Here is a 25,901-nt window from a genome sequence, read left to right as displayed (position 1 = left end):
CTTATTTATCCTCCGACTTTGACTTAGTTGTTGTCTTTGCCGTAGATTTCTTTGTCGGTGAATCTTTCTTGGTGACCCACTTACTGGCAGGTTCCATATTCTTTAGAGCATCAATAGTAGCATAAGCGATATTGATTTTGTTTGAAGAACCTAGCGATTTAGATAAAGCGTTTCCAATTCCGGCTACCTCTAATACGGTTCGGACAACTCCCCCAGCAATCAAACCAGTACCAGGGCTGGCTGGCTTCAATAAAATCTTAGCTCCGGATACTTTGGCCTCTGTCTCATGTGGAATAGTGTCTTTATATAGTGAAATTTTAACCATGTTCTTTTTGGCGACATCTGTAGCCTTAGATACTGCCGTAGTTACATCCTGACCTTTTGATACTCCAGCACCAACTCTACCCTTATGATCACCGACTATTACTAATGCTCGAAACCTAAATCGACGACCACCCTTAACTACGCGAGCAACGCGATCAATATGAACCATTCTTTCGTCTAATTGATTTGGGTCTTGCTCGGTCTGAACTTGCCTTGGATTTGTGCTTGTATTACGTTCTGCCATATTAAAACTCCAATCCGCCTTCTCGGGCTTTTTCGGCTAACGCCTTAATTCGACCATGATACAGTCGTCCATTTCTATCGAACACGACTTTATTAATTTTCTTTGACTTACATTTCTTGGCTATTTCTGATCCGACAAATTCTGCTTTAGACGTTAAATTACCTTTGGCAGATTTACTGCCTACAGTTGTCACATAAACCAGCGTATTGTGTGTAGTATCGTCAATAACCTGGGCACTGACATGTTGATTACTAATAAATACAGTCAGTCTTGGTCGATCAGCAGTACCACTTATGTTGTGTCGGATACGATTCTTGCGTCGTACTAAATTCTGAGATGTTTTTGCTAGACGATTCATACTACTTATCCTTTCCTGACTTTCCACTCTTACGGATGATATGTTCACCCTCATAACGGATACCTTTACCTTTGTATGGCTCTGGTTTCTTTAGTGCGCGGATTTCTGCTGAAACTTGCCCAACCTGTTGTTTTGAAATACCTGAAATTGTAATTGTATTCTGCTCGACTTTTGCTGAAATACCTTCTGGTAGTGTATATATTACTTCGTGTGAAAAGCCCAAGTTCATTTTTAGCTGATTTCCAGCCAGCGCTACTCTAAAACCCACACCATGAAGCTCTAGCTTTTTGCTGAACCCTTCGGTTACTCCAGTAACCATATTATTAACCAGCGACCTCATCAAACCATGCTTTGCACGATGGATTGCTTCGTCATCTTTGCGCGTGACGTTTACGATATCGCCATCAACTGCAACAGTAATTCCGGGCATTGTGAATTGTTGCAATTCACCTTTAGGCCCTTTGGCTGTTATGAAATTGTCATCGACAGTAATTGTCACACCAGCTGGGAGCTTGATTGGTCGTTTTCCTATTCGACTCATAACTTCTTTCCTTTCTTATTCTTTCCTATATTCCATATTGATACACCCAATGCTATTGCAGACAGCAAACCACCTAACAATATAAAGAGTGCTGAATTCATTAATAAACCTTACAAACAAGCTCTCCACCAAGGTGTTTAGCCCTAGCGTCCTGACCTGTCATTAAACCTTGCGAGGTTGAAATTATTACAATTCCACGACCATTCTTGACCACAGGAATATTCTTAACATTTACGTAGTGTCGGCGACCAGGAGTACTCAAACGTTGAATTTCAGTAATATTTGCGTTAGTGCCAGCTGGATTAATTATCAAGATTAATTTCTTATCTATTCCGTCTCCGTCTGCTTTAACACTACTTATAAAGTTGTTATCAACAAGAAGTTTCGCAACAGATTCTTTAATTTTAGAATATGGCAATTCTATCTCGTTTTTTCGAACTAAAATTGCATTACGAATTCTTGTTAACATATCTGCTATTGGGTCTGTTGAAACCATATTTACTCCTTACCAACTCGCCTTTGTTACGCCAGGAATCTCACCCTTTGATGCGTGTTCTCTGAATGAAATTCTACTCAATCCAAATGTTCGCATGTAGCTTCGGGGTCGACCAGTCTCCGAACAGCGATTCTTCCAACGAGTAGGTGATGAATTTCGTGGTAACTTATGTAGGGCGTCAAAATCTCCACTTGCTTTAAGGGCTTCACGTTTTGAAGCATATTTTTTGATCATTTCTTGTCGTTTTTTATCACGTGCAACGATTGATTTCTTAGCCATTATTTCGTCTCCTTATTTGACTTTTCAAAAGGCATCCCAAACTTTACTAACAACGCCTTAGAATCTTCTGCTTTTTCAGACTTAATTACACATACAACCTGCAATCCATGTGTAATCGGTGAATCTTCAAAGCTAATTTCTGGGAACACAGTTTGATCTGTCAGCCCAATACTGTAGTTGCCTTGCTTGTCAAAAGCCTTATTACTAACACCATGAAAGTCACGTAATCTAGGTAGTACGATATTAATTAATCTATCAAGGAATTCATACATTTTATCACCTCGCAGTGTAACCTTGAGGCCAATTTTATTGCCTTCTCGCAATTTAAAGCTGGCAATCGATAATTTGGCAGTTGTTTGAATTGGCTCTTGTCCTGTGATTTTTCTAAGTGTTGTAGTAGCTACTTCCATGAGCCTCTTATCATCTTTAGCACGACCAAGACCAACATTCACGACAATCTTCTCTAGCTTTGGAACTTGACTAACATTGCTTAGCTTTAGTTCTTTTTTTAGCTCTTCAACAAACTTGTCATCATATTGACTCTTTAGTCTTGGAATCATAGTAGATGTTGCCATTACTTAATCTCCTTGTTTGTTGATTTATATATACGTTTACGGTTCCCGTCTTTATCAAAGATATAACCAATACGACTAGGTTTTTTGGTTGTCGGCTCCAGTATTGCTACCTTAGATACAAGAATAGGTTTTGTAATATCAATGATTCCACCCTGTGGGTGTTGCTTGTTTGGCTTTAGATGTTTTTTATATACATTAATACCTTCTACAGTAACTGCATTTAATGTTGGATGAGTAGAGACAACCTTTCCGGTTTTTCCTTTGTCTTTCCCACTCAAAACAATAACTGTATCACCCTTAACTAGTCTAATTTTACTAACAATTTTCATATTAAAGTACCTCCGGAGCTAGGCTGATAATCTTAGCATAACCTTGGTCGCGAAGTTCTCTTGGTACTGGACCAAAAATACGCGTAGCTTTCGGCAACTTATCTTCACCAATAATGACCGCGGCGTTATCGTCAAACTTAATCGTTGAACCGTCTTTACGTTTTATTACATACTTAGAACGTACTACAACTGCGCGCACAACCGATTTCTTTTTGACGTTTCCAGTTGGACTTGCGTCCTTAACCGTAGCAACTATCACATCTCCGATCCGTGCATAGCGCCTTCGCGTTCCACCAAGTACACGAATACACAGAATCTCCTTAGCGCCACTGTTATCACAAACTTTTAATCGAGACTCTTGTTGAATCATTACGCCTCTCCTTTTACGTCTTTATCAGTCAACGTGGGTCGCTCTAATATCTTCTTAAGTTCATAACGTTTACGGGCGCTCAATGGTCGAGTCTCAGAAATCTGAACTTTATCACCAATCTTTGCCTCGTTCTTTTCGTCATGTGCCATAACTTTTTGAGAAGAAATATATCGCTTTTTATATAGTGGGTGGCTTTTATGTGTAACAATCGTTACGACGATGGTTTTATCTGGTCGATCAGATGTTACTGTGCCTTGTAAGATCTTAGCCATCTACTTAGCCTCCTTTATTAATTGTTCACTCAAGACCGTCAACATCCTAGCTAAATCACGACGTTTGTTTCTTATTGCGCGAGAATTTTGAGTTTCACCCAATACGATTTGGCGTCGTAATGAAGCGATTTCCTCACGCAACGTGGTAATTTGCTTGGTTAAATCTGTAGTTGATAGCTTTCTTATTTCTTGAATCTTCATATTAGTTTTCCTCTCTAACAAGGAACTTAGTCTTAATTGGCAACTTATGTGCAGCAAGACGCATAGCTTCGCGTGCTATGTCTTCATCAACACCTTGCATTTCAAACAAAATGGTACCGGGCTTTACCTTTGCTACAAAGAAATCAGGACTACCCTTACCGCTACCCATTTTTGTTCCTAAAGCTTTACGAGTTACAGGGGTATGAGGAAAAACGCGAATCCAAATCTTTCCGCCACGTTTAATGTAGCGTGTCATGGCCTGTCGTGCCGCCTCTATCTGGCGGGATGTAATACGTTCCATGCCTTGAGATTGTAGTGCATATTGGCCGAAAGCAATTGTGTTACCACTGGTAGCCACACCCTTCATCCTTCCAACTCGGACTCTGCGGTATTTAGTTCGTTTTGGCATCAACATGGTTAAGCTACCTCTCCTTTATAGATCCAGACTTTTACACCAATAATGCCTGCCGGCGTCTTAGCGGGTACATAAGCATAGTCAATATCTGCTCGTAGTGTATGTAATGGTACACTTCCAGCAATCTCTTTTTCTCTTCTAGCCATCTCTGCACCATTAAGTCGACCCGATACTTCAATCCTAATGCCCTTAGCCCCGGATCTCATAGTAGAAGCGGCCGTTGACTTTATGGCACGACGAAATGAAATACGTCGTTGTAACTGAAATGCGATATTCTCTGCTACTAACTTAGCATAAAGTTCTGGTTTTTTTAATTCTTCAATATTTACTCTAACCGGTACTTTATATATTGCCTCAATTGCAGACTTTAATTCTTGTGCACCGGCACCTCCTCGCCCAATAACAACACCAGCTTTAGCCGTTGATAACGTTACTGTTACTAGATTAGGTGATCGTTCAATGTCGACTTTATTAATGGCAGCTCTAGATCCAAGCTTATCACTAATCATTCTGCGTACCTTTAGATCTTGTGTCAGATACGTAGCATAGTCTTTTTTGCCAACAAACCATTTACTTCGCCAATCTTTATTGACTTGCAATCGCATTGAAATTGGATTAACTTTTTGTCCCATTACTTTGCCTCCTTCTTCTCAGCTGATGCTTTGGTAGCTTTCTTTGGCTGTCTCTTGTCACCGTCCACTAAAACTCTGATATGAGAAGATTTCTTCTGGAAAGGTAATGCACGACCATGAGCAGCTGGTTTGTATCGCTTAAGTCGTGGCCCGGGTGTAACGGTAATCTCAGTAATGCGCAATGTGCCTGGCTTGTAGTTATGATTATTCTCAGCGTTTGCTTGTGCAGACTTAATAACTTTTGCGACGGCCAAAGCGCTTCGTCGTGGAGTATGCTCTAGGATAACAAGCGCATCATTCACACTACGACCACGTACCAAAGAGGCTACAACCCCAGTTTTACGTGGGCTAATGCGTACTCCTTTTGCTATAGCTTGAACACTCATCTATTTGCCACCTTTCGCCAGCTTACCACCATGACTGCGGAATTTACGAGTAGGTGAAAATTCTCCAAGTTTGTGACCAACCATATTTTCTGTAATAAAAACTGGAACATGAACTTTACCGTTATGAACTGCAATTGTCTTGCCAACAAACTCAGGAGCAATTGTTGAGCTTCGCGCCCATGTCTTAATGATTGTTCGGTCTTCAGATCCCAATGCACTGACTTTTTTCGCCAATTTTGGATCTACGAATGGTCCTTTTTTTAGTGATCGACTCATAATTTCTTCCTACTTACCTTCTTTTACTTTCATGACGACTTCGCACAATCATCTTGTTACTACTCTTACGACGTCGAGTTTTGTAACCAAGAGTTTTCTGACCCCAAGGCGTACGAGGTGCTGCACCATGATTCTTGCCACCACCAATACCATGACGGCCACCATCTCCACCGCCATGTGGGTGATCTACGGCATTCATAACCACACCACGAACAGTTGGCCTAAATCCTAAATGACGCTTTCGTCCAGCTGAACCAATCTTGACGTTTTGGTGTTGGACATTGCCAACTACCCCAAGACTTGCTGTGCAGTCAATATTAACTTTTCTGACTTCGCCACTTGGCAACTTAATTAATGCATATTCACCTTCTTTAGCTGAAAGTTGTGCACTCGTTCCAGCACTTCTTACCATTTGAGCGCCTTTACCCAGTTGCATTTCAATTGCATGAATAGTACTTCCTACTGGTATATTCTTTAATGGTAAACGATTGCCGACTTCTATGGGCGTTTCCTCGTTTGATTCAATCTTCTGACCCACCGACATACCACTTGCGGCTAAAATATAATGATACTTATTGTTACTATCTTTAATTCGAGCAATATTGGCAGAACGATTTGGGTCATATTCAATAGCCTCAATCGTAGCAGTCGTACCAGGGGCTAGTTTAAAGTTTAGGATGCGATAAAATCGTCGCGCACCACCACCGCGATGACGCACAGTAATCCTACCCTGATTATTTCGTCCACTATTTTGCTTACGCTTGGCGATAAGTGATTTTACAGGCCGGCTCTTTGAGGTAACCTCACTAAAATCGCGCGTAGTCATTCCACGACGTGCTGGAGTTGTTGGCTTATACAATGTAACTGACATTATTTAGACTCCTTTTTCTTTGATGAATCCTTCTTTGATTTCGTACTTTTCTTTGAATCTTCTTCATCACCGAATAAATTAATTGAGCTTCCTTCAGCTAACCTAACATATGCCTTTTTGACCTTTGCGCGCTGACCATCTACTGGACGATTACGCTTCTGGTACGATTTCTTTGCCTTGCCCTTAACGATCGCGATTTTTACATCATCCACCACTACATCAAATTGCGACTCGACAGCTTTAGCCACCGTAAGTTTATTTGCAGTCATCGGCACATTGAATACATAAGTATTTAATGTAAGGCTTAATGCATAGGCTTTCTCACTCATTCGTGGTTTTAGCGTCATAAATTTACTCATTATTTATCACCTCCAAGCCACTCATCAATAATCTTCAATGATTCTTTTGTGATAAGAATAGAATCAGCATTTAAGATATCAAAAACATTCAAATACTTAGCCTGCACTACTAACAAGTTCGATATATTACGAGTGGCACGCTCTACTAAATCGTTCTTGTTGTCAACAACTAGCAATATTCTTCTTTCTGCTCCGAGTTTTGCAAGCAACTTGGCAGTTTCGTTTGTCTTTCCATCTTTTGACTCAAATGTTTCGATAACTTTTATTTGGCTGTTCTGTAAGCTCAATGCTTGTTTAATAGCAGTTCGCTTTGACTGGGTGTTTAGAGTATGGGTGTAATTTTCTTGACCAGTAGGACCAAATACAATACCACCGCCTCGCCAAATAGGGTTTCTGATTGATCCAAAACGAGCACGTCCAGTTCCTTTTTGCTTCCAAGGTTTGCGTCCACCACCACGCACTAATCCACGAGTCTTGGTTACAGCAAGGTTAGCACGCCCATTTGCTAGGTAAGCATGATAAGCTTGTTTTAATAAATCATGACTTTCAACCTTAAGCCCAAAAATTGCTTTATTTAAAGTTTGTGTTGTAGTTGCCTTATTTCCAGTCTTGGTATATGTTGGGACGCTCATTACTTAGCCTCCTTTATAAGTACTAGACCTTTTCTTGGACCCGGAACAGCACCAGCCACTGCAATAATATTCAGATCAGTATCCACGAATGCTACTTTAAGATTCTTGACAGTTACTCTTTCGGCGCCCATTTGACCAGCCATTTTCTTGCCTTTGAAAATCTTCTGAGGGTACATAGAGCCGATTGATCCAGGCCTTCTGTAGCTTCTTCCACCATGAGTCTTCCGTCCACGGTGGAAGTTATGTCGTTTGATTGTTCCAGCAAAGCCTTTACCCTTGCTAGTTCCCACCACATCAACTGTATCACCTGCAACAAAAGAGTCGGCAGTTACTTTACTACCGACTACTAGATCTTCTGATACTTCATCAATTCGAAATTCACGAATTTTCTTTGGTGTTACCCCCGCCTTTTTAACGTGTCCAGCTACTTGTTTGGAGAGATTCTTACCTTCTTCAAAACCAAGCTGAACTGCCATATACCCATCACTCTCAATAGACTTTATTTGAGTAACGACATTCGGACTAGCGGAAAGCAAGGTAACTGCTTGCAAGACACCATCTTCACCAATAATGCTTGTCATGCCTACCTTTCTAGTAATTAATGCTTTCATAGTTCTCCTATTATTTCTTTACCGATTATTTGACATAAAAATCCTTGGCATATTGCAGTATTCATTGACATGAACTTACGAGTATACACCAAGTAATTGAAAATATACCATAACAGATTAACAGATTACCTATACCTCTGTCAATATGTTGTTTATTCTACATCGTCGGGTTGGTGTGTCTTTACTACTGATTTGCTAGAGATTACTTCGTCTAATATTTGTTTTCTTACTTGATATCTCTTGTTAGTTGTCGACATAACGCCTTCGAGCATACCGCTACTTAATAATCTATTCAGTCCATTTAACGACAGATTGCTTGGGTCTGTGGCGTCATCTCCAAAATAGTGAATTTCAAGGTAGTCACTCCCGTATTGTTCTAGCTTTCTTTGTTCATCAAAAGTTAAATGTTCGCCTTGTTTTGTCTTTAAAGCAATTGGATAAAGCGACCCTCTCAAGCTAATATCTCTAAATAGTCTGGTTCCGATACCTTTCTCGCTCCCAATATTTATGGCCACATCCTGAAAATCCTGTATTGAAACAGGAATATCTAGATCTTGTATTTTAAAATCATCCTTAATCATCAAAGTATTATAAGCTAATAAATAACCCTGTTTGAGCCCAATATCCAATCAACATCGAAACCAATAGAACAGCTGTAACAATCTTTTTATCAGTATTTAACTTGTTTTTACTGATAAATAACAGACCAACTATCAAGCCAATTGGGATAGGTATGACTATTCCACTGATGGACACACGAACCCAAATGAAGCCCAGAATTAATGCGATAACAAATTTCAATAGATATCTGTTATCTGCTAACTTTTTGCGATTTTTTTTGTTTGTTTGTTTGGCTGACACTAACTAGTAGTTTATCACATTGGTCTTAGTGTAGAAATGCTACATTTTGATTTCTGCATCACAACCTGCTGGGAGCGATAGATTCATTAGATTATCAATAGTTTTAGGTGTTGGCTCTAAGACATCAATCAATCTTTTATGAATCCGCATCTCAAATTGTTCACGCCCTTTTTTATAAACATGAGGGCTCTTTACAACAGTATAGGTTGTTTTTTGAGTAGGTAATGGAATAGGCCCAGCAATCGTTGCCCCAGTCCTAAGCGCCGTTTCAACAATTTGCTTTGCTGATTGATCAATAACTTTATGATCATATGCCTTAAGACGAATACGTATCCTTGGTTTTGTAGATTCTGGTTTTTTGGCAGTCGCCATAGAATAAGCTCCTTTATTCTAGTGATGTAACATCTTTGTATAGTATTTAGAACGCATACAACGACTTTTAGTCATCACAATTAATTTACACACATTATTCTACATTAATATCATAGTTCTGTCCAGATGTTTCATCCGAACATAAACCACCATAAGCTTGATGGTCTTGGCTATAATCTGTCTCAGCATACTCGTCAGGAGTAGTTGCCAACCATAGTTCACGGTCAACACTGCTTAGTGGATCAAATCCATAAGTCTTCATTTCTTTAGAATCAAAATATTCTATACTCATATTACAAAATATACCATAACTTATAAATTGAATGAGCCGAGGATAAGCTCGGCTCATTCGTTTTTTTTGGCTTCTCGGATTACTTAGTAATCTTTGTTACGACACCAGCGCCAACGGTTCGACCACCTTCACGGATAGCAAAACGTTGACCTTGGTCCATAGCAATTGGCTGGATCAATTTGACCTTAAACGTAACAGTATCGCCAGGCATCACCATCTCTTTATCGGCAGGTAGTTCAACCTCGCCAGTCACATCCGTTGTACGGAAGTAGAACTGAGGCTTATATCCTTTAAAGAATGGTGTGTGTCGTCCACCTTCTTCTTTAGTTAACACATAAACTTCTGCGTCAAACTCTGTATGAGGAGTAATTGTTCCTGGTTTAGCCAAAACTTGACCGCGCTCTATATCATCGCGCTCAATACCTCTAAGCAAAATACCAACGTTATCGCCAGCTTGACCTTGATCAAGATTCTTCTTGAACATCTCAACACCAGTAACAACACTCTTCTTAGTGTCTCGGATACCGACAATCTCAACTTCGTCGTTAATCTTTACGATACCTTGTTCAATACGACCAGTAGCTACCGTACCACGACCCTTGATTGAGAATACATCTTCAATGGCCATCATAAATGGCTTATCAAGATCACGCTTTGGTTCTGGAATAAATTCATCCATAGCCTTAACAAGTTCCATAACTGCATCCATATCAGCTTCTGAACCTTCAAGAGCTTTAGTAGCAGAACCCTTGATAATTGGAGCATCTTCATCAAAACCATTCTTTTCAAGTAGTTCACGGACGTCCATTTCAACAAGTTCAACAAGCTCTGGGTCTGCAAGATCCATCTTGTTTAGGAATACAACAATTTTAGGAACACCAACTTGTCGAGCTAAAAGAACGTGCTCGCGAGTTTGTGGCATAGGACCATCCGCTGCCGAAACAACCAATACAGCCCCATCAACCTGGGCTGCGCCGGTAATCATGTTCTTGATGTAGTCAGCGTGTCCTGGCATATCAACGTGAGCATAGTGTCGCTTTTCGGTTTCATATTCCTGGTGAGAAACAGCAATGGTAATACCGCGTTGTTTTTCTTCAGGGGCGTTATCAATTTGATCGTAATTTATAGGTTTGTTTACGTCGCTTGGCAAACGCTTTGAAAGCGTATGGGTAATTGCTGCCGTTAATGTTGTTTTACCGTGGTCAACGTGACCCATTGTGCCTACGTTAACATGCGGTTTGCTTCGATCGAAGTCAGCCATGAATATTAGCTCCTTTTATTACTTAATTTTATCTTGCATGAGTATAACAACTCACACGAGTTACCAATGAATTGTATCCAACTATCCACTAATTGTAAAGTATATTCTAACTATTGATGAACTTTTCGTATCTCATCAATCTATTGCGTTCGCCTTAACTTTCCCGCAATACCAACATTTTGGTTTGTCTATAATTTCTCGTAATAACTATTCTTTCGGAACGTTAAGCTCTTGAGGCTGGCCTTCATCGCCATTATGTCCACTGTTAGACTGTTCTTCAACATAACTTTGCTGTTCTTCGCGTGATAGAACACGCTCACCCTGCAAAAAATCATCACCAAGTGCTTCCTGGTTCTTCCTCATCCATTCTTCTGCCTTGGCTCTTTCCTCATCAGAAGTTTGCCTTCTATTATATTCACTCATTTTCAAATCCTTTCTTGGGTTGATTACCAATTATATGGTATTTTACACCAGTTAAGTTGTCAAATATCAAAAGATCATACATGCTAATATTACTCGCTAATAAACGTAAGCCTATATGGGTCAAGCTCATTAATATTGATCATCTGATTATCCTTATTAACCGCCAACATTCTACTTACCTTCATATAATCACGTTTCATTAATAAGCTTTGAGTTACTTTAGATATTGAATCCTGTAACAAGATTTTTAACATAACTTCTATTCTCTGCCTTCCGTTAATTTGTTCGGTGTCAGGTTTCTGATCTAAACATACATCCATAATCTGGTTATTGCGTATCATTGTTGAAACATCGTCATTAGCATCAAGAACATATGAGCACTCACCTACCAGAGCGAAACCCTTGTAGCTATTTCGTTTTGGAATTTTCATCTCTTTTAATTTTATCAGAGCGAGAGGTAAGTTTTGTTTATCATATTCAGTAGCACCTTGTGGTTTACCAGCCTTAATCATATATACTCCGTCATCAATAGCCACATCCTCACGCTGTATCTTGTTATTTATGGTGTGTTTAGCATGTTGCAAGTCAGTACCGACTACCGTAGCTATTTGATTTTTGACAAAAAATACAAAATTTGCAGGACCGATTTGGTCTCCGTTTTCAGAATTTGTGACCAAAAAGCTATCGTCGCTACCTATCTCCTTTAGCACATCATTAACTAATTCCATTATCGATCGGTGCTTCTTTGTTGGCAAACCATCTACAAGTTGAATTGACTCTCTGTCCCCGTAATCTATTTGTCTTTCATCTACAACAATGCCATTCTGTACATTTAAGATTTTAAAGTTTTGCCAATATGATTTTTTATTACGCGCAATTCTTGTTTGGTGATCCTCGTAATCATAAATATCAAACATGGGGGCATATACCAAACCACTGAAGGACCTATACCAGTTTTTTGGGAAAATATAGCTTGATTCTGGACTAAATAAACTCAAAAAAGGTAACACTCGATCTTCTGCGTTTTTAAGATGCACGCTAGCGACCTCTCCATTCGACTTATTTAGAGATTCCCATGAAACATCACCATTTTGAATTCTATCAAATAGTACTGACCATTGACTACTAGATATATCCGGAATTTCTAAATTTTGATTTTTTAAAGTATATTTCCTTAATTGTTTAATCACAAAATTAAGATCCTCACCATCTAGTTCTTTTAACTGATCGATAATCTTTGTGTTCAGTAAAAAGGAAAGATCATGATCACTACTGTCTTCGTCTATATCAACATCACTTGGGACAATGTAGTGAGAAGTATCAGATACGTCATGTGTATCTTGTCTGGTTTCTTTAGTTATTGACTCAATCAATACATCAATATTTTGGTTCAAAACATCCGCTTTTCGTAACTTACCGAGAGGCTCCACTGTGTCTTCGGTACATTCTGTTAGAATCTCGTGTTGTACTTTGTTTGAGTCTTTAATTGACGAATATAGCCTATTTGCATTAACCAATGAATCAGAATATTCAAAACCTCTGTCTGGATGAGCGGTTTGAAGAATCGACTTAGTTAAAGCCAGTGAAGACATGACAGATGATATATCACCACCGTAAGCAACTGCTATTGGGGATACATACTCAAAAACCTCATCAATAAGCTCAGGGTTCGATTTCATAGATCAGATATCCAAAATTTAACAATTTTAATATACAAATAACTAAAATTCTACGCCGTCAATGATAACGACATCATTTTGTTGATCATCATCGAGATCATCTTCTCCGTTAGATTCTTCGTCGCCACTAGTATAGTCTCGCGATTCAACAATATCGTCGCCCCGTGAATCAGCAAGAAGTTCTAGAAAATCGTCAGAATAGTCCTCTGATTCGTCATCTCCCTCAGGAACGATACTTTGTTGCCGTTTATATTCTTCTGCGCTGGAGAGTATACTTTCAAGCTTAGTTCTTGAAATTGTTGTAGGATCACTATCCTCATCAAATAAACAAGAACTGTCTATTTCTTCGTAATACGCTGAAGCATCAACAACTCCAGCAGCAACTAGTCTAGACACAGTGTCTTGCCAGGCTGAATCATCAAAATCAACATCTCCACCCAGTATATCACTATCAATAGTGACGCAACTAGCTAATAAACTTGCGACGGCAACTTTCTGTCTTTCTGCCCAATCACTGCATGCAACAATTGCGTCAGTTGCCGCACTAATTAATGCAATTTGATCATGCTTAACACCAGCACCTTCAAATAATTCAAGGTCTAGTATCTCTCTTTTCTCTAACATATATTTCTCCTTAATCGTTAACATAAATACAAATATCTAAATGTATCTAAATTTTGTATTCACTTAACATTAGCATTAATTCATACATTTGTCAAGTAGTTGTATCCGTCCATAACATTCTGGACTCCTGTTGGCTTAATTGTAACACTTCTAGTAAGTACTGCATTGGACTTTTTAAACCAAGTCCATAATGTGGTCTTTTTGTGTTATACCATATACACCAGTCCATCAATGAATTATTGAAATCCTCAAGGTCATAGGCTAGATTATCTAGGTTCCAGTCTATAAACTCTTCTTGGATGCTACGGTTAAATCTTTCAACCATTCCGTTATTCTTAGGTCTTTTGGGATAGTTCCAGAGCTGTTCAATGTTTCGTTCATCACAGGCTCTTATGAAGTGTTTGTAGAACTCACTACCATTGTCATGATGCACTCGTCTGATCTCAAATGGGGTAACAGCTTGCAGTTTGTTCAGGAAGTCTGCTGCGTTGGTACTACTGGGGCTAGTATAGCCATAGGCAAAGCCGAATCTACCTTTGTAATCTACTGCTGTAAGTACATAACGGCGTATACCGTTTATAAACTTAACAATAGTGTCTATCTGTAGCATATCTCCTGGTTGCTCAGGCTGATAACCATTCCTGCGTTGTTTATTGAGTCTTGGCTTACGACTTTGTTTCTCAAGTAGTTTGCCGGTAGCACCTGAAACGGTTAACCTGGTATATTTTGGTAATAGGCCTTGAAACTTAAGGTCTTTGAGGATTCTACCTACGGTAGATGCCGAAGGTGGTTTTAGATTCCAAGCTGTACACTCATCTTTGAGTAATACGGCTAGCTTATCTTTACTTAGCTTAGGGTGTAAGCTTCTTTGTTCTAGAATAAAGTTAGTAATACGCATATCTACCATTCGCTTGCGTTTGTGTTTTGGTGCAGTGCTCTTTGGAGCTAAACATCTGAGTGAGCCATTGTTATCCTTTAGACGCCTCTTCCAGCTGAACACAGTGCTCCTACTTACGCTAAAAGCTTGTCTGGTGGCTTGTTCCCCGAAATCATCATAGAACTGAATTATCTTGAGTCTTTGCTCAATTACATGTTTATATGGGTGTTGGGTTATGTCTTGTATAGATCTCATAGTCTTACGAGCATAACCCCTCAAGAATGATTCAGTATATATCTGTTGCATAAAAAGACTCCTTCCCAGCTAGCTATCGCTAGCCTTCAGGAGTCCAATATGTTTCTGAACTTATGCAGTAGTATCACTTCTTCTTATGATTAATGCCTGTATAGAAGATTATTGTTCTAACTGTTATTTGCTATTTTTTGCAACAATAGCCTCGGCGACATGGCCTGGAACATCGGCATAATGATCAAGTTCCATGCTTGAACTTGCGCGACCTTGAGTCATTGAACGAAGGTTTGTTGTATATCCAAACATCTCTCCAAGAGGCACGAATGATGTGATTTCTTTAATGCCGGTCGTTAGGTCTTCCATAGATTCAATACGGCCACGCTTACTGTTTAAGTCACCAATCACGTCACCCATAAATTCTTCTGGAGTAACTACGACGACTTTCATTATTGGCTCTAGTAGTACCGGATTTGCTTGCTTAACTCCTTGTTGTAGCGCCATTGAACCTGCAATTTTGAAGGCCATTTCGCTAGAGTCAACATCGTGGTAGCTACCGTCGTAAAGTTCTGCCTTGATATCTACAACTGGATAACCCGCCAATACACCGTTAGCCATTGCTTCTTCAATACCCGCCTTAACTGGGTTGATGTACTCTGCAGGCACAACGCCACCCTTAATAGAGTTAATGAATTCAAATCCTTTACCAGCTTCATTCTGCGACAAACGTAACCAAACGTGTCCATATTGACCACGTCCACCACTTTGTCGGACAAATTTTCCTTCAACCTCAACGGCATCTTTACGGATTGTTTCGCGGTAGGCCACTTGTGGTTGACCAATATTTGCTTCTACACTAAATTCAAGCTTCATTCGATCAACTAGAATTTCAAGATGTAGCTCGCCCATACCACTAATAATTGTCTGTCCAGTATCATCATCAACATGAACCCTAAAGGTTGGATCTTCTTCCGCCAATCGTTGAAGAGCTAGGCTCATCTTTTCTTGGTCACTCTTTGTCTTTGGTTCAATGGCAATCGACACAGGTGGCTCTGGGAAGGTAATAGACTCTAGGATGACTGGGTTGTTTTGATCACAAAGAGTATTTCCGGTAGTAGTACCTTTTAGGCCAACAATGGCAGCAATATCTCCTGCAGAGACTTCGGTAATGTCTTCTCTTTTGTCAGCTTGCATTCGCACAAGTCGGCCAATACGTTCTTTTTGCCCTGTTGAACTGTTGAATACATACGATCCCGCCTCTAGTTTTCCTGAGTACACGCGTACGAAACAAAGCTTACCAACAAATGGGTCAGTAGCAATCTTAAAGGCGATTCCGGCCATAGCTCCAGTTTCTTCTGGTTTTCGCTCTAGCTCCTCGTCGGTCTTAGGGTGAGTACCCCAAACTGAACCACGATCTACAGGCGATGGTAAAAAGTCATTAACAGCATCGAGTAGTTTTTCAACAATCACGCCACGACCATCACCACCGGTAACGGCATAAAACTTACCCGTTAATACTGCAGTTCGGACGGCTTGCTTAATTTCTTCGACACTCAGTCCTTCTTCGCCGACTTCAAAGAACTTCTCTAGCATTACCTCATCTTCGGCTACAGCATTTTCGATCAACAAACTACGATACTTCTTGGCTTTATCAAGCATATCTTCTGGTATCTCACCCTCAACCAATTCATTATCTGTAAATTCTTTATAGGTGTAGGCCTTCATAGTAATCAAGTCAACTACACCGTTGATACTTTGTTCAAAACCGATTGGTAAATGAATTGGGAAGGCATGTTTGTTAAGACGATTATGAATACTATCCAAACTCTTATAAAAGTCACCACCTGTTTGATTAATCTTATTAATAAAACAAAGACGTGGTACACCATACTTATCGGCCTGACGCCAGACAGTTTCTGACTGACTCTCTACACCCATTTTGCCGTCAAATACGGTAACAGCACCATCTAGTACGCGTAATGAACGTTCCACTTCTGCCGTAAAATCGATGTGTCCTGGGGTATCAATGATGTTAATCTTATGATCCTTCCAGTAACAAGTGACCGCAGCGGATGTAATTGTTATGCCTCGCTCGCGTTCTTGGGTCATCCAGTCGGTAGTTGTCTCGCCTTCATGGACGGCCCCAATTTTGTGCTTCAAACCTGTTCGAAACAAAATTCCTTCTGTGGTGGTAGTTTTGCCGGCATCAATATGAGCAATAATACCGATGTTTCTATATTTACTTAGTTCTATCTTTTTCTCTGCCATTACCTCTCCTTAATTAAAATCCTTTTGGCTTGTTATTATTTACAATTTGTATTGCTGAACGTCGCATTTCTTCTGGAGGTCCAAAAGCAGTATTTTCTACTAAACCAAATGGCAATGGACAAGAATATTGTGAAACATTATCAGCACATTCTTCATTATCTTGAAAGCGACCACAGTCAATTCTTTCTGCTACAGACAATAGTGCGTACTTTCTCATTTGAACTATTAGTTCTTGTTCTTGCTTCCAACTTTGATCTACCGAATTCTTGTCAACAAACGCATCTAACGCATCTGTTGCAGATTCGCAAGCCATATAGGCTGGACACAGTCCTTCATAGATACACTTTAAACTCATATGATTACCTGGCAAAGTGAGCAAAAGCACGGTTGGCTTCGGCCATTTTGTGAGTATCCTCTTTTTTCTTAACTGCAGAGCCGGTATTGTTATAGGCATCGACTAACTCTAACGCTATTCGGTCTTCCATACTTATACCACTTCTTGCACGAGAAGCTTGAACAAACCACATAATTGTTAAATGTTGTTGACGTTGCCCTTTAACCTCAAAAGGGATCTGATAATTAGCACCACCAACACGACGAGAACGAGTTTCTAGACTTGGCTGAATATTTTTCAATGCTTGCTCAAAAACATCCAGTGGATTTTTAACCTTTAGTTTATCGGCAGATTTTTGCATTCCACCATAAACTAGCCTTTCAGCAATTTGCTTCTTACCATTAAGCATTACTCTATTGATTACTTTTTGAACTTGAACGCTGTTATATAACCGATCTGGCTGAATATCACGAACTAGACTCTTAGTTTTCTTCCTAGGCATGATTATTTACCTGCTTTCTTGGTACCGTACTTTGAGCGACCTTGTTTACGGTTTTCTACACCTTGTAAATCTAATGCACCACGTACAATATGGTAACGAACACCAGGAAGGTCTTTTACTCGACCGCCCCTAATCATTACTACGGCGTGTTCTTGCAAGTTATGACCTTCGCCACCGATATAAGCCCAAACCTCATGACCATTTTGTAAACGAACACGGGCAACCTTTCGAAGCGCAGAGTTTGGTTTTTTTGGTGTCTTGGTAGTCACCTTGACACAAACACCTCGCTTAAACGGTGATGGTTTCTCGTAATTCGTTGTTTTTAAATTATTCACCACACGGTGAAGAGCTGGCGACTTCGATTTCTTGGTCACCTTGGCGCGTGGTTTGCGCACTAATTGATTGATTGTTGGCATTGATTCTCCTTTACTGAGTTGTAATCTACCGCAACACTGCAAATGCCAATCGCAGAGGCTCGGACTACTTATTTAACTTGAACATTTTAACAAATTGATGTAATTTTGGCAAATCTGCAATCTTATCTAGGCCACAGCAGTAGTTTGCTCTTGTTGTATCTGACTCTCGTCCATTGAACTTTCAGAATTATAGCCTGTACCAACAGGAATCTTACGACCCAAAATAACATTCTCTTTCAGACCATACAGCTTATCGACTCGTCCACTAGTCGCGGCAGAAATCAATACACGTGTTGTGTCTTGGAAGCTCGCGGCGCTCAAGAAGGACTCTGTAGATAGGGATGCCTTAGTGATTCCCAACAACAACTGACTATATTGTACAGGCTGTTTACCAGAGGCTTGAAGCTTTTCGTTAGCATCCTGAACGGCAATCTTACTTGCAATGTCGCCTGTTACAAAATCACTGTCACCAATATCTTCGATTTGAACTCGACTAAACATTTGTCGAACGATAATCTCAAGGTGTTTGTCAGAGATGTCTTGACCCTGAGAAGCAAATATCTTCAAGATTTCGTTCATTATATAACGTTGTGTCGCTTCAACACCCTGAAGTCTTAACAATTCATGCAAATTAATTGAACCGTTGGTTAGTCTTTGTCCGGCAACAACTTCATCGCCATCTTTAACCTGAAGTTGCTTGAATCCAGGAATCTCATAACGAATTGCTGACTGTTCACCAGGAGTAATGAAAATTGACTTCTTAGTAACTTTTGCTTTACCTGCAACAGGAGCAATCAATGGATTTGCGCCTTCTTCTTCAGATGCTATAACGTCACCAATGTTGATATCAGCATTATTCTTAATATGAGCTTTTCGTTCACCGAGAGGATACTCGACCGGCTCGTCAGCTTTAGCTTTCACTTCTACCACGTAGTGATCGCCGTCTTCCCAAGCTTTAACTGTGCCAGATATATCAGAAAGAAATGCTTGTCCTTTTGGTGTTCTAACTTCAAAAATCTCTTCTACACGTGGTAAACCTTGAGTAATATCATCAGCTGCAGCCGAACCACCACCGTGGTATGAACGTAGGGTTAGCTGTGTTCCTGGTTCACCAATAGATTGAGCAGCAATAACTCCGATTGGATGATGACCAGATACTAGCTGGCCAGTAGCTGGGTCAAGCCCATATGACTTACGAGGCACACCTTTTGCTGAAAGAGCGGATAATGCACTCATGATTCGCACACCATCCAATGATTTATCGTCTTCAATCTTTTGTGCAATTTCTTTAGTGATTAATTCGCCCTTTTTGGCAATAGAGATAACGTCTTCCGCCAAGAAACGCCCTTCAAGTCGAGATGAGTATGAAGTTCCAATTTCTTCAGCATCTGAACGATTCAAAGCGAATCCGGGGTCGTCTTGATCTGAATCATCTTCGATCGTAAACACATCTTGTGCAACATCTACTAAACGACGAGTCAAGTATCCTGAGTCAGCTGTCTTTAGAGCTGTATCAATCATGGTTTTTCGTGTACCACGAGTAGAAGTGAAGTACTCTAACGGCGTCAAGCCTGCTTTATATCCAGATTTAATAGGTAACTCGATTGCTCGCCCGGTTGTGTCCATTGAGACACCAAGCATTCCCACGGCATTCTTGACTTGCCCGATGTTTCCACGTGCACCAGACACAACTGCCGTTGCCATAGCGCTATCTTCATCGGCAAATTGCTTACTCAAAGTATCTTGTACTTTTGCGTCAACCTTTAGCCAGTTCTCGACGGTGTGTCGATAGCGTTCTTCTTCTGAAATGAAGCCATGTTCATATTGTTCACTAATTAGCGCCGTTCGTTCATCACCTTCATTGATTATCGCATCTAGTCCCTTAACATCACGGAAATCATCCATCCCAAGAGATAAGCCTGACCTAGTTGCATATTCAAACCCAATAAACTTAAGCTGATCAGCAATCTCTGCAGTCTTTGCCTGACCGTAAATTTGATATATTTCCGAAAGAACTGTGTTTAGCTTCTTTTTGGTCATTGTATCATTCTGGAATGCAAAATCTTCTGGGAAGATTTCGTTAAACAATAATCGACCAAGAGTTGTTGATCTTATCTCGCCCCTAAAAGGAAGTTTGACGTAGCTTTGTAATGTAATCTTACCTGCATCAAAAGCCATGACTGCTTCAGCAAGATCAGAAAGCAGCATCGATTCTTTCTTAGTACCAGGTCGTTCATAGGTTAAGTAATAACAACCCAAAACTATATCTTGTTCAATATGTAATATCGGTGAACCATCTGCCGGCTTCAACAGGTTTTTATTAGCAGCCATAATTTCTTGAGCCTCTTTTTGTGCAGAATCAGATAGAGGCAAGTGTACTGCCATCTGGTCTCCGTCAAAGTCAGCATTGAATCCTTTACACACTAAAGGATGAAGCTGGATTGCCTTACCCTCAATAAGTATTGGCTGGAAGGCCTGAACACTTAAGCGGTGCAAGGATGGTGCACGATTAAGTAAGACATACTTACCTTTAATAGCCTCATCGAGTGCGTCCCAAACGGGTGTTTCTCCGGCTTCTATCATTCGAGTCGCAGAACGGATGTTATGAGCATAATCATTAGCTATCAAACTACCAATTACAAATGGCTTAAATAGCTCTAAGGCCATCATCTTTGGAAGTCCACACTCATTAATTGACAGTTCTGGTCCAGCAACAATTACTGAACGGCCAGAGTAATCAACACGCTTTCCGAGTAAGTTTTGACGGAATCGTCCTTGCTTTCCTTTTAGGACATCACTTAGTGACTTCAATCGACGACGTTGACCCGTTGCAGCCACGGCACGTCCTGAACGGGCATTGCCGTTATCAATCAGGGCATCTACAGCTTCCTGAAGCATTCGTTGTTCATTCCGACAAATCACTTCCGGAGCGTTCAGATCCATTAATTTTTTCAATCGGTTATTACGATTAATTACCCGACGATATAAGTCGTTCATATCACTTGTAGCAAATCGACCACCAGTAAGTTGAACCATTGGCCTAAGATCCGGAGGAATAACCGGTAATACCGAAATACACATGGAGCTAGGTTTAATATTGGCGGCGTCCATGCTCTCAAGAAGTCGCAATCGTTTCATCAACTTCTTCTTTCGTTGACCTTTGGCCTCATCAGATTCTTCAGTTAAAGTTTTAATGAGTTCTTTAAGATCAATTTCTTCAAGCAAGTCTTTTATTGCTGAGCCACCCATGCCAACTTCGATAATATCTACTAGCTCATCAGGCAAATTATAGTAATCATTTTCACTAAGTAGACCTAGCTTAACAAGAGATTCGACTTGAGCCTTATAGGCTTCAAAGGCCTGTGCAACTTCTTCAAGTTCTTTGGTCTGCATTTCAGCTAATGCCTTAATATTGGCATCGTCCTTCTTGGATTCTGATTCATATCTTGCCTTTATAGCTTCTTGAGCAGCTACAAACTCTGCTTCTTTGTCAGATAGCATTTGATCCCGCTTTGCGGTATCAACAGACTTAACAATAAAGCTTGCAAAATAGGTAACACGTTCAAGATTCTTAACAGTCATCCCAAGCAACAAGCCTACTGCGCTTGGAGTTCCTCGCAAAAACCAAATATGTGCCACAGGACTAGCTAATGCAATATGCCCCATCCTTTCGCGTCTCACAATGCTCCTAGTGACGATTTCGCCATTCTTATCGACTGCCGCCTCACGCGAACGAACACCTTTGTATTTGGCATCATGAGGGTTAATGTCCTTTACTGGACCAAAGATTCTTTCACAGAATAGGCCATCACGTTCAGGTTTTTGAGTCCTATAGTTAATCGTTTCTGGTTTAGTAACCTCACCATATGACCAATCCAAAACATCTTCGCCACTTGCAACAGCTAATCGAACTGCGTCAAAATCAGAAATAGTTGGTCCGTTAGAGTAACGCTTCATTATTTTGCCTCCTTTTCTTCTTCATCTATAGCAGATTCGCTACCAACTGCATTTGCTCCTACGCTAGCATGAACTTGGTCATCAAGCTCAAGCAAATCGAATTCGTCAACACCATCTTCAGCTGTTATGTCAACATCAGAAATCTCAGGAGTTGGAACATCAACATCCGATTGATGGCTAGCCTCATCTTTGATATTTTCAGCCAAAACATCCTCGGCATCGACGGCTTTATCTGGCAACAATAAGTCAACTTTCAAACCGAGACCTTGTAGCTCCTTAACTAGTACGTTAAAGCTTTCTGGAACTTTTGGCCCAATAATAGGTGTTTGCTTAATTATTGATTCGTAGGCCTTAGATCGTCCATAAACATCGTCTGACTTGATAGTTAGCATTTCTTGTAAAGTACTCGCTGCGCCATAAGCCTCTAGTGCCCAAACTTCCATTTCTCCAAAACGCTGACCACCATTTTGTGCCTTTCCGCCAAGTGGCTGTTGTGTCACCATGGTGTATGGCCCGGTTGAACGAGCATGGATCTTGTCAACAATCATATGGTTAAGCTTGATCATGTACATGCTTCCGACAGTGGTCCGTTCAGAAAATGGCTCACCTGTGCGCCCATCATACAGCTGTTGTTTTCCATCTTTTGGCAATCCTGCATCATTAAGTAAGTCCTGAATCTTTTCTGTCGATACTCCATCGAAAGATGGAGAAGCAACATGCAAACCAAGTGCACGAGCCGCCATACCAAGGTGAGTTTCAAACAATTGCCCAATATTCATACGACTTGGGACACCCAAAGGATTCAAAATAATATCAATCGGAGTTCCGTCTTCCATAAACGGCATATCCTCAACAGGCAATACTCTCGCAATTACACCTTTGTTACCGTGCCGACCACCCAATTTATCACCCACTGCAATTTTGCGCATCTGTGCTACAAACACTTGAATTTGCATAATCACACCGGCCTTTAACTCATGGCCATTATCACGGCTAAATACCTTAACGCCAACCACTTTACCGTGTTTACCATTGCTCATTCGCTGAGAAGTATCTCGCACATCTTTAGCCTTTTCACCGAAAATTGCCCGAAGTAGGCGCTCTTCACTAGAAAGCTCTTGTTCACCTTTAGGTGTAATTTTTCCTACTAAGATATCTCCAGGGTGTACATCGGCGCCAATTGTTACAATTCCGTCATCATCAAGATGTCTAAGTGCCTCATCCGAAACATTTGGAATATCACGAGTTACGATTTCAGGGCCGAGTTTTGTCTCGCGGACTTCCGTCATGTAGTCGACTATATGAATCGATGTCAGAGTATCGTCTTCTACTAGCTTACGAGAAACAATAATTGCATCTTCGAAGTTATATCCAGACCACGGCATGAAGGCAGCAATCAAGTCTTTACCAAGAGCTAATTCGCCACCATCGATAGACATCCCCTCAATTATTGGGTCGCTTTTCTTGAGTTTGTCACCAGTTTCAACAACGACTTTTTGATTGATTGATGATCCTTCGTTACTACGTACAAAATGTTGTGGGTTGTATGTAACTTTTCCAGCCTTTGGATACTTAACAATAACTTCATCTGCTGTAGCCTTAATAACCTCACCGTCTTCAATGGCTTGTACTAGCTGACCAGTATTACTAGCAACAACACCTTCCAGCCCCGTTCCAACGATTGGACGACGAGGCTGTACCAAAGGCACAGCTTGACGCTGTTGGTTGCTGCCCATTAAACTTCTATACACGAAGTTCTTTTCGATAAACGGAATCAAACCAGCGCTCGAGCCGATGATTTGTTTCTTTGATGCATCCATATGAGTAACCTCATCAGCATCAACCTCTCCAGATACTAGATGACTACGCGCCGAAACACGTTCGTTAACAAAATAACCGTCATCGCCGACGTCTTCATTAGACCCAGCGATAACCGATTGTTCTTCTTCTGATGCATCCAGGTAAATAACCTTGTTTGTAACCTTAGCCTTAACCGGCCATGTCACTTTAGATTTTACATTTGCCAGCTTTTTGGCGTCTGCCTCTGATATTTTACTACCGGCCTTGACTAGAACTTTGCCAGATTCATCCTCAAGATCTTGACTAGCGATGTGTCCTGGCGCATCTTTAGCGGTTACAGCATTGATTACCTTTATGTATGGTGTTTCGATAAATCCATACTCATTTATCTGGGCATATAAACCTAGATTAAGCACCAACCCAATATTTGCACCTTCTGGAGTTTCTACCGCACAAATCCTACCATAGTGTGTAGCGTGCGCGTCACGAACTTCGAACCCGGCGCGTTCGCGCGACAAACCACCTGGCCCCATCGAGCTTAGTCGTCTTTTTGCAGCCAATTCACTCAAAGGGTTAATCTGATCCATAAACTGAGATAACTGTGAGCTTGCATAGAATTCACGAACCGCAGCCACAATTGGACGAGCATTAATTAATTGCCCTGGTGTGACGGTCTCTATTTCGCACATACTCATACGATCTTTAGTATTGCGCTCCATACGAAGCAAGCCGATTCTAAACTGTCGTTGTACTAGCTCGCCAACCAATTTAACTCGTCGATTTGCTAATGAATCAATATCATCTGCTGGCTCCTGGGTATTATTCAACCTAATAATTTCAGCAATAATCGCCGTCAAGTCTTCTAGACGCATGACTCGATTTTCTACAGTATTTGGCACTTTCAAATCTAAACGCTTGTTTATCTTATAACGACCAACTCTACTGAAATCAAACCGTTTATAGTTATAGAACATATTTTCAATTAAGCTTCTGGCATTATCTACAGTCGCTAAGTCGCCAGGTCGAAGCTTACGATAGACCTCAATCAAGGCCTCATTGGTGCCTCTTGCTGGATCTTTATCAATAGTTGCATCTATATAGTTTATTTTCCCTTGGTCAACATGAGCAAATGCTTCTTTTATCTTTGCTTCTGTCATTCCAAGCGCCCGTAGCAAAGTTGTGACAGCAATCTTACGCTTTCGATCAATCTTTACGTACATAGCGCCATTACTGGCGGTTTCAAACTCAAGCCAAGCGCCTCTGCCAGGAATAACTTTAGCACCATACAAATTACCTGATGTATTTTGCTCTGCCGTAAAGAAAACACCTGCTGAACGAATCAACTGACTCACAACTACTCTTTCAGCACCATTAATCACAAAAGTACCACGTGAAGTCATCCATGGATAATCGCCAAGATAGATCTCCTGCTCTTTAACTTCCCCAGTTACTTTATTTGTTAGTACAACTGTAGCCTTTAGCGGTGCTTCATAAGAGACGTTGTTCTCTCTCGCCTCTGCTTCGGTAGTTTTGGGATCTTCAAAGTGATAATCTTTAAAGCTGAGTGATAATTTTGTGCCTGTATAGTCATCAATCGGACTAATTTCGGCTAACAGTTCGCCAAGACCTTCCTCAACGAACCATTGAAAAGATTTGTTTTGATGATCAACCAAATTTGGAAGATCCAAGATGTCATTTTTTTGTGTAAAGTACGTGCGTTTTTGAGACGCAATTGCAGACGTTTTTGCCATAACGTGTATGCACTCTCCTTAATACTATCCTAATTTATTCAGAGTATCAGCTACAATGACCCAA

General features: G+C 40.5%; 33 protein-coding genes. All 33 read right to left on the bottom strand.

Annotated features, from left to right (window positions below):
• Position 1 precedes the first annotated feature (1 nt).
• On the bottom strand, positions 2–568 hold the full coding sequence (gene rpsE, locus H6793_04060; GenBank protein USN95471.1) for a 30S ribosomal protein S5: 567 nt from the start codon (positions 566–568) through the stop codon (positions 2–4).
• Position 569: 1 nt separating this feature from the next.
• Complete coding sequence (locus H6793_04055) at positions 570–926, bottom strand: 50S ribosomal protein L18 (protein USN95470.1); 357 nt, start codon at positions 924–926, stop codon at positions 570–572.
• Between the two features lies 1 nt (position 927).
• Positions 928–1,467 carry a 50S ribosomal protein L6 gene (gene rplF, locus H6793_04050; protein ID USN95469.1) on the bottom strand — a complete coding sequence of 180 codons (540 nt, stop codon included), beginning with the start codon at positions 1,465–1,467 and terminating at the stop codon, positions 928–930.
• A gap of 100 nt (positions 1,468–1,567) precedes the next feature.
• Positions 1,568–1,963 carry a 30S ribosomal protein S8 gene (gene rpsH / locus H6793_04045; GenBank protein USN95468.1) on the bottom strand — a complete coding sequence of 132 codons (396 nt, stop codon included), beginning with the start codon at positions 1,961–1,963 and terminating at the stop codon, positions 1,568–1,570.
• Between the two features lie 9 nt (positions 1,964–1,972).
• Positions 1,973–2,242 (bottom strand): 30S ribosomal protein S14, encoded by a 270-nt coding sequence (rpsN, locus tag H6793_04040; GenBank protein ID USN95467.1) that lies wholly within the window; start codon positions 2,240–2,242, stop codon positions 1,973–1,975.
• Complete coding sequence (gene rplE / locus H6793_04035; protein USN95978.1) at positions 2,242–2,802, bottom strand: 50S ribosomal protein L5; 561 nt, start codon at positions 2,800–2,802, stop codon at positions 2,242–2,244. The genes rpsN and rplE overlap by 1 nt, the downstream gene beginning before the upstream one ends.
• 14 nt (positions 2,803–2,816) lie before the next feature.
• Positions 2,817–3,128: a 50S ribosomal protein L24 gene (gene rplX / locus H6793_04030; protein USN95977.1), complete on the bottom strand. Its 312-nt coding sequence runs from the start codon at positions 3,126–3,128 to the stop codon at positions 2,817–2,819.
• 19 nt (positions 3,129–3,147) lie between these two features.
• Entirely contained in the window at positions 3,148–3,516 is a 369-nt protein-coding gene (gene rplN, locus H6793_04025; protein ID USN95466.1) for a 50S ribosomal protein L14, read from the bottom strand.
• A complete protein-coding gene (gene rpsQ, locus H6793_04020) occupies positions 3,516–3,788 on the bottom strand; it encodes a 30S ribosomal protein S17 (protein ID USN95465.1) in 273 nt (90 codons plus the stop codon). Before rpsQ ends, rplN begins: the two co-directional genes overlap by 1 nt.
• Complete coding sequence (gene rpmC, locus H6793_04015) at positions 3,789–3,989, bottom strand: 50S ribosomal protein L29 (protein USN95464.1); 201 nt, start codon at positions 3,987–3,989, stop codon at positions 3,789–3,791.
• Position 3,990: 1 nt separating this feature from the next.
• A complete protein-coding gene (gene rplP, locus H6793_04010) occupies positions 3,991–4,404 on the bottom strand; it encodes a 50S ribosomal protein L16 (protein ID USN95463.1) in 414 nt (137 codons plus the stop codon).
• A gap of 2 nt (positions 4,405–4,406) precedes the next feature.
• Positions 4,407–5,036 (bottom strand): 30S ribosomal protein S3, encoded by a 630-nt coding sequence (gene rpsC, locus H6793_04005; protein ID USN95462.1) that lies wholly within the window; start codon positions 5,034–5,036, stop codon positions 4,407–4,409.
• A complete protein-coding gene (rplV, locus tag H6793_04000) occupies positions 5,036–5,422 on the bottom strand; it encodes a 50S ribosomal protein L22 (protein USN95461.1) in 387 nt (128 codons plus the stop codon). Before rplV ends, rpsC begins: the two co-directional genes overlap by 1 nt.
• Positions 5,423–5,698: a 30S ribosomal protein S19 gene (rpsS, locus tag H6793_03995; GenBank protein USN95460.1), complete on the bottom strand. Its 276-nt coding sequence runs from the start codon at positions 5,696–5,698 to the stop codon at positions 5,423–5,425.
• 13 nt (positions 5,699–5,711) lie between these two features.
• A complete protein-coding gene (gene rplB / locus H6793_03990; protein ID USN95459.1) occupies positions 5,712–6,569 on the bottom strand; it encodes a 50S ribosomal protein L2 in 858 nt (285 codons plus the stop codon).
• Entirely contained in the window at positions 6,569–6,928 is a 360-nt protein-coding gene (locus H6793_03985) for a 50S ribosomal protein L23 (GenBank protein USN95458.1), read from the bottom strand. The genes rplB and H6793_03985 overlap by 1 nt, the downstream gene beginning before the upstream one ends.
• Positions 6,928–7,560, bottom strand: coding sequence for a 50S ribosomal protein L4 (gene rplD, locus H6793_03980; protein ID USN95457.1), 633 nt, complete (start codon positions 7,558–7,560; stop codon positions 6,928–6,930). Before rplD ends, H6793_03985 begins: the two co-directional genes overlap by 1 nt.
• A complete protein-coding gene (gene rplC / locus H6793_03975) occupies positions 7,560–8,171 on the bottom strand; it encodes a 50S ribosomal protein L3 (protein USN95456.1) in 612 nt (203 codons plus the stop codon). The genes rplD and rplC overlap by 1 nt, the downstream gene beginning before the upstream one ends.
• Before the next feature lie 152 nt (positions 8,172–8,323).
• Complete coding sequence (locus H6793_03970; protein ID USN95455.1) at positions 8,324–8,752, bottom strand: hypothetical protein; 429 nt, start codon at positions 8,750–8,752, stop codon at positions 8,324–8,326.
• Positions 8,753–8,759: 7 nt separating this feature from the next.
• Entirely contained in the window at positions 8,760–9,032 is a 273-nt protein-coding gene (locus H6793_03965) for a hypothetical protein (GenBank protein USN95454.1), read from the bottom strand.
• Positions 9,033–9,071: 39 nt separating this feature from the next.
• Positions 9,072–9,404 carry a 30S ribosomal protein S10 gene (gene rpsJ / locus H6793_03960; protein ID USN95453.1) on the bottom strand — a complete coding sequence of 111 codons (333 nt, stop codon included), beginning with the start codon at positions 9,402–9,404 and terminating at the stop codon, positions 9,072–9,074.
• Positions 9,405–9,498: 94 nt separating this feature from the next.
• Complete coding sequence (locus H6793_03955; GenBank protein USN95452.1) at positions 9,499–9,696, bottom strand: hypothetical protein; 198 nt, start codon at positions 9,694–9,696, stop codon at positions 9,499–9,501.
• 79 nt (positions 9,697–9,775) lie between these two features.
• Positions 9,776–10,963 (bottom strand): elongation factor Tu, encoded by a 1,188-nt coding sequence (gene tuf / locus H6793_03950; GenBank protein USN95976.1) that lies wholly within the window; start codon positions 10,961–10,963, stop codon positions 9,776–9,778.
• Between the two features lie 201 nt (positions 10,964–11,164).
• A complete protein-coding gene (locus H6793_03945) occupies positions 11,165–11,380 on the bottom strand; it encodes a hypothetical protein (GenBank protein USN95451.1) in 216 nt (71 codons plus the stop codon).
• Between the two features lie 89 nt (positions 11,381–11,469).
• Positions 11,470–13,059: a hypothetical protein gene (locus H6793_03940; protein USN95450.1), complete on the bottom strand. Its 1,590-nt coding sequence runs from the start codon at positions 13,057–13,059 to the stop codon at positions 11,470–11,472.
• Between the two features lie 42 nt (positions 13,060–13,101).
• On the bottom strand, positions 13,102–13,683 hold the full coding sequence (locus H6793_03935) for a hypothetical protein (protein ID USN95449.1): 582 nt from the start codon (positions 13,681–13,683) through the stop codon (positions 13,102–13,104).
• A 91-nt stretch (positions 13,684–13,774) separates the two neighbouring features.
• Positions 13,775–14,866 (bottom strand): DDE-type integrase/transposase/recombinase, encoded by a 1,092-nt coding sequence (locus H6793_03930; GenBank protein USN95448.1) that lies wholly within the window; start codon positions 14,864–14,866, stop codon positions 13,775–13,777.
• 123 nt (positions 14,867–14,989) lie between these two features.
• The gene (gene fusA, locus H6793_03925) at positions 14,990–17,077 is read right to left on the bottom strand and encodes an elongation factor G (protein ID USN95447.1); all 2,088 of its coding nucleotides are present in this window, start codon (positions 17,075–17,077) and stop codon (positions 14,990–14,992) included.
• A 13-nt stretch (positions 17,078–17,090) separates the two neighbouring features.
• Positions 17,091–17,432: a hypothetical protein gene (locus H6793_03920; GenBank protein USN95446.1), complete on the bottom strand. Its 342-nt coding sequence runs from the start codon at positions 17,430–17,432 to the stop codon at positions 17,091–17,093.
• A 4-nt stretch (positions 17,433–17,436) separates the two neighbouring features.
• Positions 17,437–17,913, bottom strand: a complete 477-nt coding sequence (rpsG, locus tag H6793_03915) for a 30S ribosomal protein S7 (protein ID USN95445.1) — start codon at positions 17,911–17,913, stop codon at positions 17,437–17,439.
• Between the two features lie 2 nt (positions 17,914–17,915).
• Complete coding sequence (gene rpsL, locus H6793_03910) at positions 17,916–18,329, bottom strand: 30S ribosomal protein S12 (protein ID USN95444.1); 414 nt, start codon at positions 18,327–18,329, stop codon at positions 17,916–17,918.
• 126 nt (positions 18,330–18,455) lie between these two features.
• The gene (rpoC, locus tag H6793_03905; GenBank protein ID USN95443.1) at positions 18,456–22,286 is read right to left on the bottom strand and encodes a DNA-directed RNA polymerase subunit beta'; all 3,831 of its coding nucleotides are present in this window, start codon (positions 22,284–22,286) and stop codon (positions 18,456–18,458) included.
• Complete coding sequence (locus H6793_03900) at positions 22,286–25,837, bottom strand: DNA-directed RNA polymerase subunit beta (GenBank protein ID USN95442.1); 3,552 nt, start codon at positions 25,835–25,837, stop codon at positions 22,286–22,288. Before H6793_03900 ends, rpoC begins: the two co-directional genes overlap by 1 nt.
• Positions 25,838–25,901: the final 64 nt, after the last annotated feature.

It is taken from the genome of Candidatus Nomurabacteria bacterium (assembly GCA_023898625.1).
GTDB lineage: Bacteria > Patescibacteriota > Saccharimonadia > Saccharimonadales > JAGQNJ01 > HK-STAS-PATE-36.
Note: the sequence above shows the minus strand (reverse complement) of the source record. Positions and strands in the feature narration are given on the sequence as shown.

What these genes read in the sequence shown, in the direction of transcription:
- H6793_03970 (USN95455.1), bottom strand. Translation starts at nt 8,752, where the DNA reads ATGATTAAGGATGATTTTAAAATACAAGATCTAGATATTCCTGTTTCA.
- rplC (USN95456.1), bottom strand. Translation starts at nt 8,171, where the DNA reads ATGAAAGCATTAATTACTAGAAAGGTAGGCATGACAAGCATTATTGGT.
- rpsN (USN95467.1), bottom strand. Translation starts at nt 2,242, where the DNA reads ATGGCTAAGAAATCAATCGTTGCACGTGATAAAAAACGACAAGAAATG.
- H6793_03945 (USN95451.1), bottom strand. Translation starts at nt 11,380, where the DNA reads ATGAGTGAATATAATAGAAGGCAAACTTCTGATGAGGAAAGAGCCAAG.
- H6793_03900 (USN95442.1), bottom strand. Translation starts at nt 25,837, where the DNA reads ATGGCAAAAACGTCTGCAATTGCGTCTCAAAAACGCACGTACTTTACA.
- rpsL (USN95444.1), bottom strand. Translation starts at nt 18,329, where the DNA reads ATGCCAACAATCAATCAATTAGTGCGCAAACCACGCGCCAAGGTGACC.
- rpsH (USN95468.1), bottom strand. Translation starts at nt 1,963, where the DNA reads ATGGTTTCAACAGACCCAATAGCAGATATGTTAACAAGAATTCGTAAT.
- H6793_03985 (USN95458.1), bottom strand. Translation starts at nt 6,928, where the DNA reads ATGAGTAAATTTATGACGCTAAAACCACGAATGAGTGAGAAAGCCTAT.
- H6793_03935 (USN95449.1), bottom strand. Translation starts at nt 13,683, where the DNA reads ATGTTAGAGAAAAGAGAGATACTAGACCTTGAATTATTTGAAGGTGCT.
- H6793_03955 (USN95452.1), bottom strand. Translation starts at nt 9,696, where the DNA reads ATGAGTATAGAATATTTTGATTCTAAAGAAATGAAGACTTATGGATTT.
- rpsS (USN95460.1), bottom strand. Translation starts at nt 5,698, where the DNA reads ATGAGTCGATCACTAAAAAAAGGACCATTCGTAGATCCAAAATTGGCG.
- rpoC (USN95443.1), bottom strand. Translation starts at nt 22,286, where the DNA reads ATGAAGCGTTACTCTAACGGACCAACTATTTCTGATTTTGACGCAGTT.
- rplF (USN95469.1), bottom strand. Translation starts at nt 1,467, where the DNA reads ATGAGTCGAATAGGAAAACGACCAATCAAGCTCCCAGCTGGTGTGACA.
- rpmC (USN95464.1), bottom strand. Translation starts at nt 3,989, where the DNA reads ATGAAGATTCAAGAAATAAGAAAGCTATCAACTACAGATTTAACCAAG.
- rpsQ (USN95465.1), bottom strand. Translation starts at nt 3,788, where the DNA reads ATGGCTAAGATCTTACAAGGCACAGTAACATCTGATCGACCAGATAAA.
- rpsG (USN95445.1), bottom strand. Translation starts at nt 17,913, where the DNA reads ATGCCTAGGAAGAAAACTAAGAGTCTAGTTCGTGATATTCAGCCAGAT.
- rplN (USN95466.1), bottom strand. Translation starts at nt 3,516, where the DNA reads ATGATTCAACAAGAGTCTCGATTAAAAGTTTGTGATAACAGTGGCGCT.
- rplD (USN95457.1), bottom strand. Translation starts at nt 7,560, where the DNA reads ATGAGCGTCCCAACATATACCAAGACTGGAAATAAGGCAACTACAACA.
- rpsJ (USN95453.1), bottom strand. Translation starts at nt 9,404, where the DNA reads ATGGCGACTGCCAAAAAACCAGAATCTACAAAACCAAGGATACGTATT.
- H6793_03940 (USN95450.1), bottom strand. Translation starts at nt 13,059, where the DNA reads ATGAAATCGAACCCTGAGCTTATTGATGAGGTTTTTGAGTATGTATCC.
- rplB (USN95459.1), bottom strand. Translation starts at nt 6,569, where the DNA reads ATGTCAGTTACATTGTATAAGCCAACAACTCCAGCACGTCGTGGAATG.
- rplE (USN95978.1), bottom strand. Translation starts at nt 2,802, where the DNA reads ATGATTCCAAGACTAAAGAGTCAATATGATGACAAGTTTGTTGAAGAG.
- rpsC (USN95462.1), bottom strand. Translation starts at nt 5,036, where the DNA reads ATGGGACAAAAAGTTAATCCAATTTCAATGCGATTGCAAGTCAATAAA.
- rplP (USN95463.1), bottom strand. Translation starts at nt 4,404, where the DNA reads ATGTTGATGCCAAAACGAACTAAATACCGCAGAGTCCGAGTTGGAAGG.
- rpsE (USN95471.1), bottom strand. Translation starts at nt 568, where the DNA reads ATGGCAGAACGTAATACAAGCACAAATCCAAGGCAAGTTCAGACCGAG.
- H6793_04055 (USN95470.1), bottom strand. Translation starts at nt 926, where the DNA reads ATGAATCGTCTAGCAAAAACATCTCAGAATTTAGTACGACGCAAGAAT.
- H6793_03930 (USN95448.1), bottom strand. Translation starts at nt 14,866, where the DNA reads ATGCAACAGATATATACTGAATCATTCTTGAGGGGTTATGCTCGTAAG.
- fusA (USN95447.1), bottom strand. Translation starts at nt 17,077, where the DNA reads ATGGCAGAGAAAAAGATAGAACTAAGTAAATATAGAAACATCGGTATT.
- H6793_03920 (USN95446.1), bottom strand. Translation starts at nt 17,432, where the DNA reads ATGAGTTTAAAGTGTATCTATGAAGGACTGTGTCCAGCCTATATGGCT.
- rplV (USN95461.1), bottom strand. Translation starts at nt 5,422, where the DNA reads ATGAGTGTTCAAGCTATAGCAAAAGGAGTACGCATTAGCCCACGTAAA.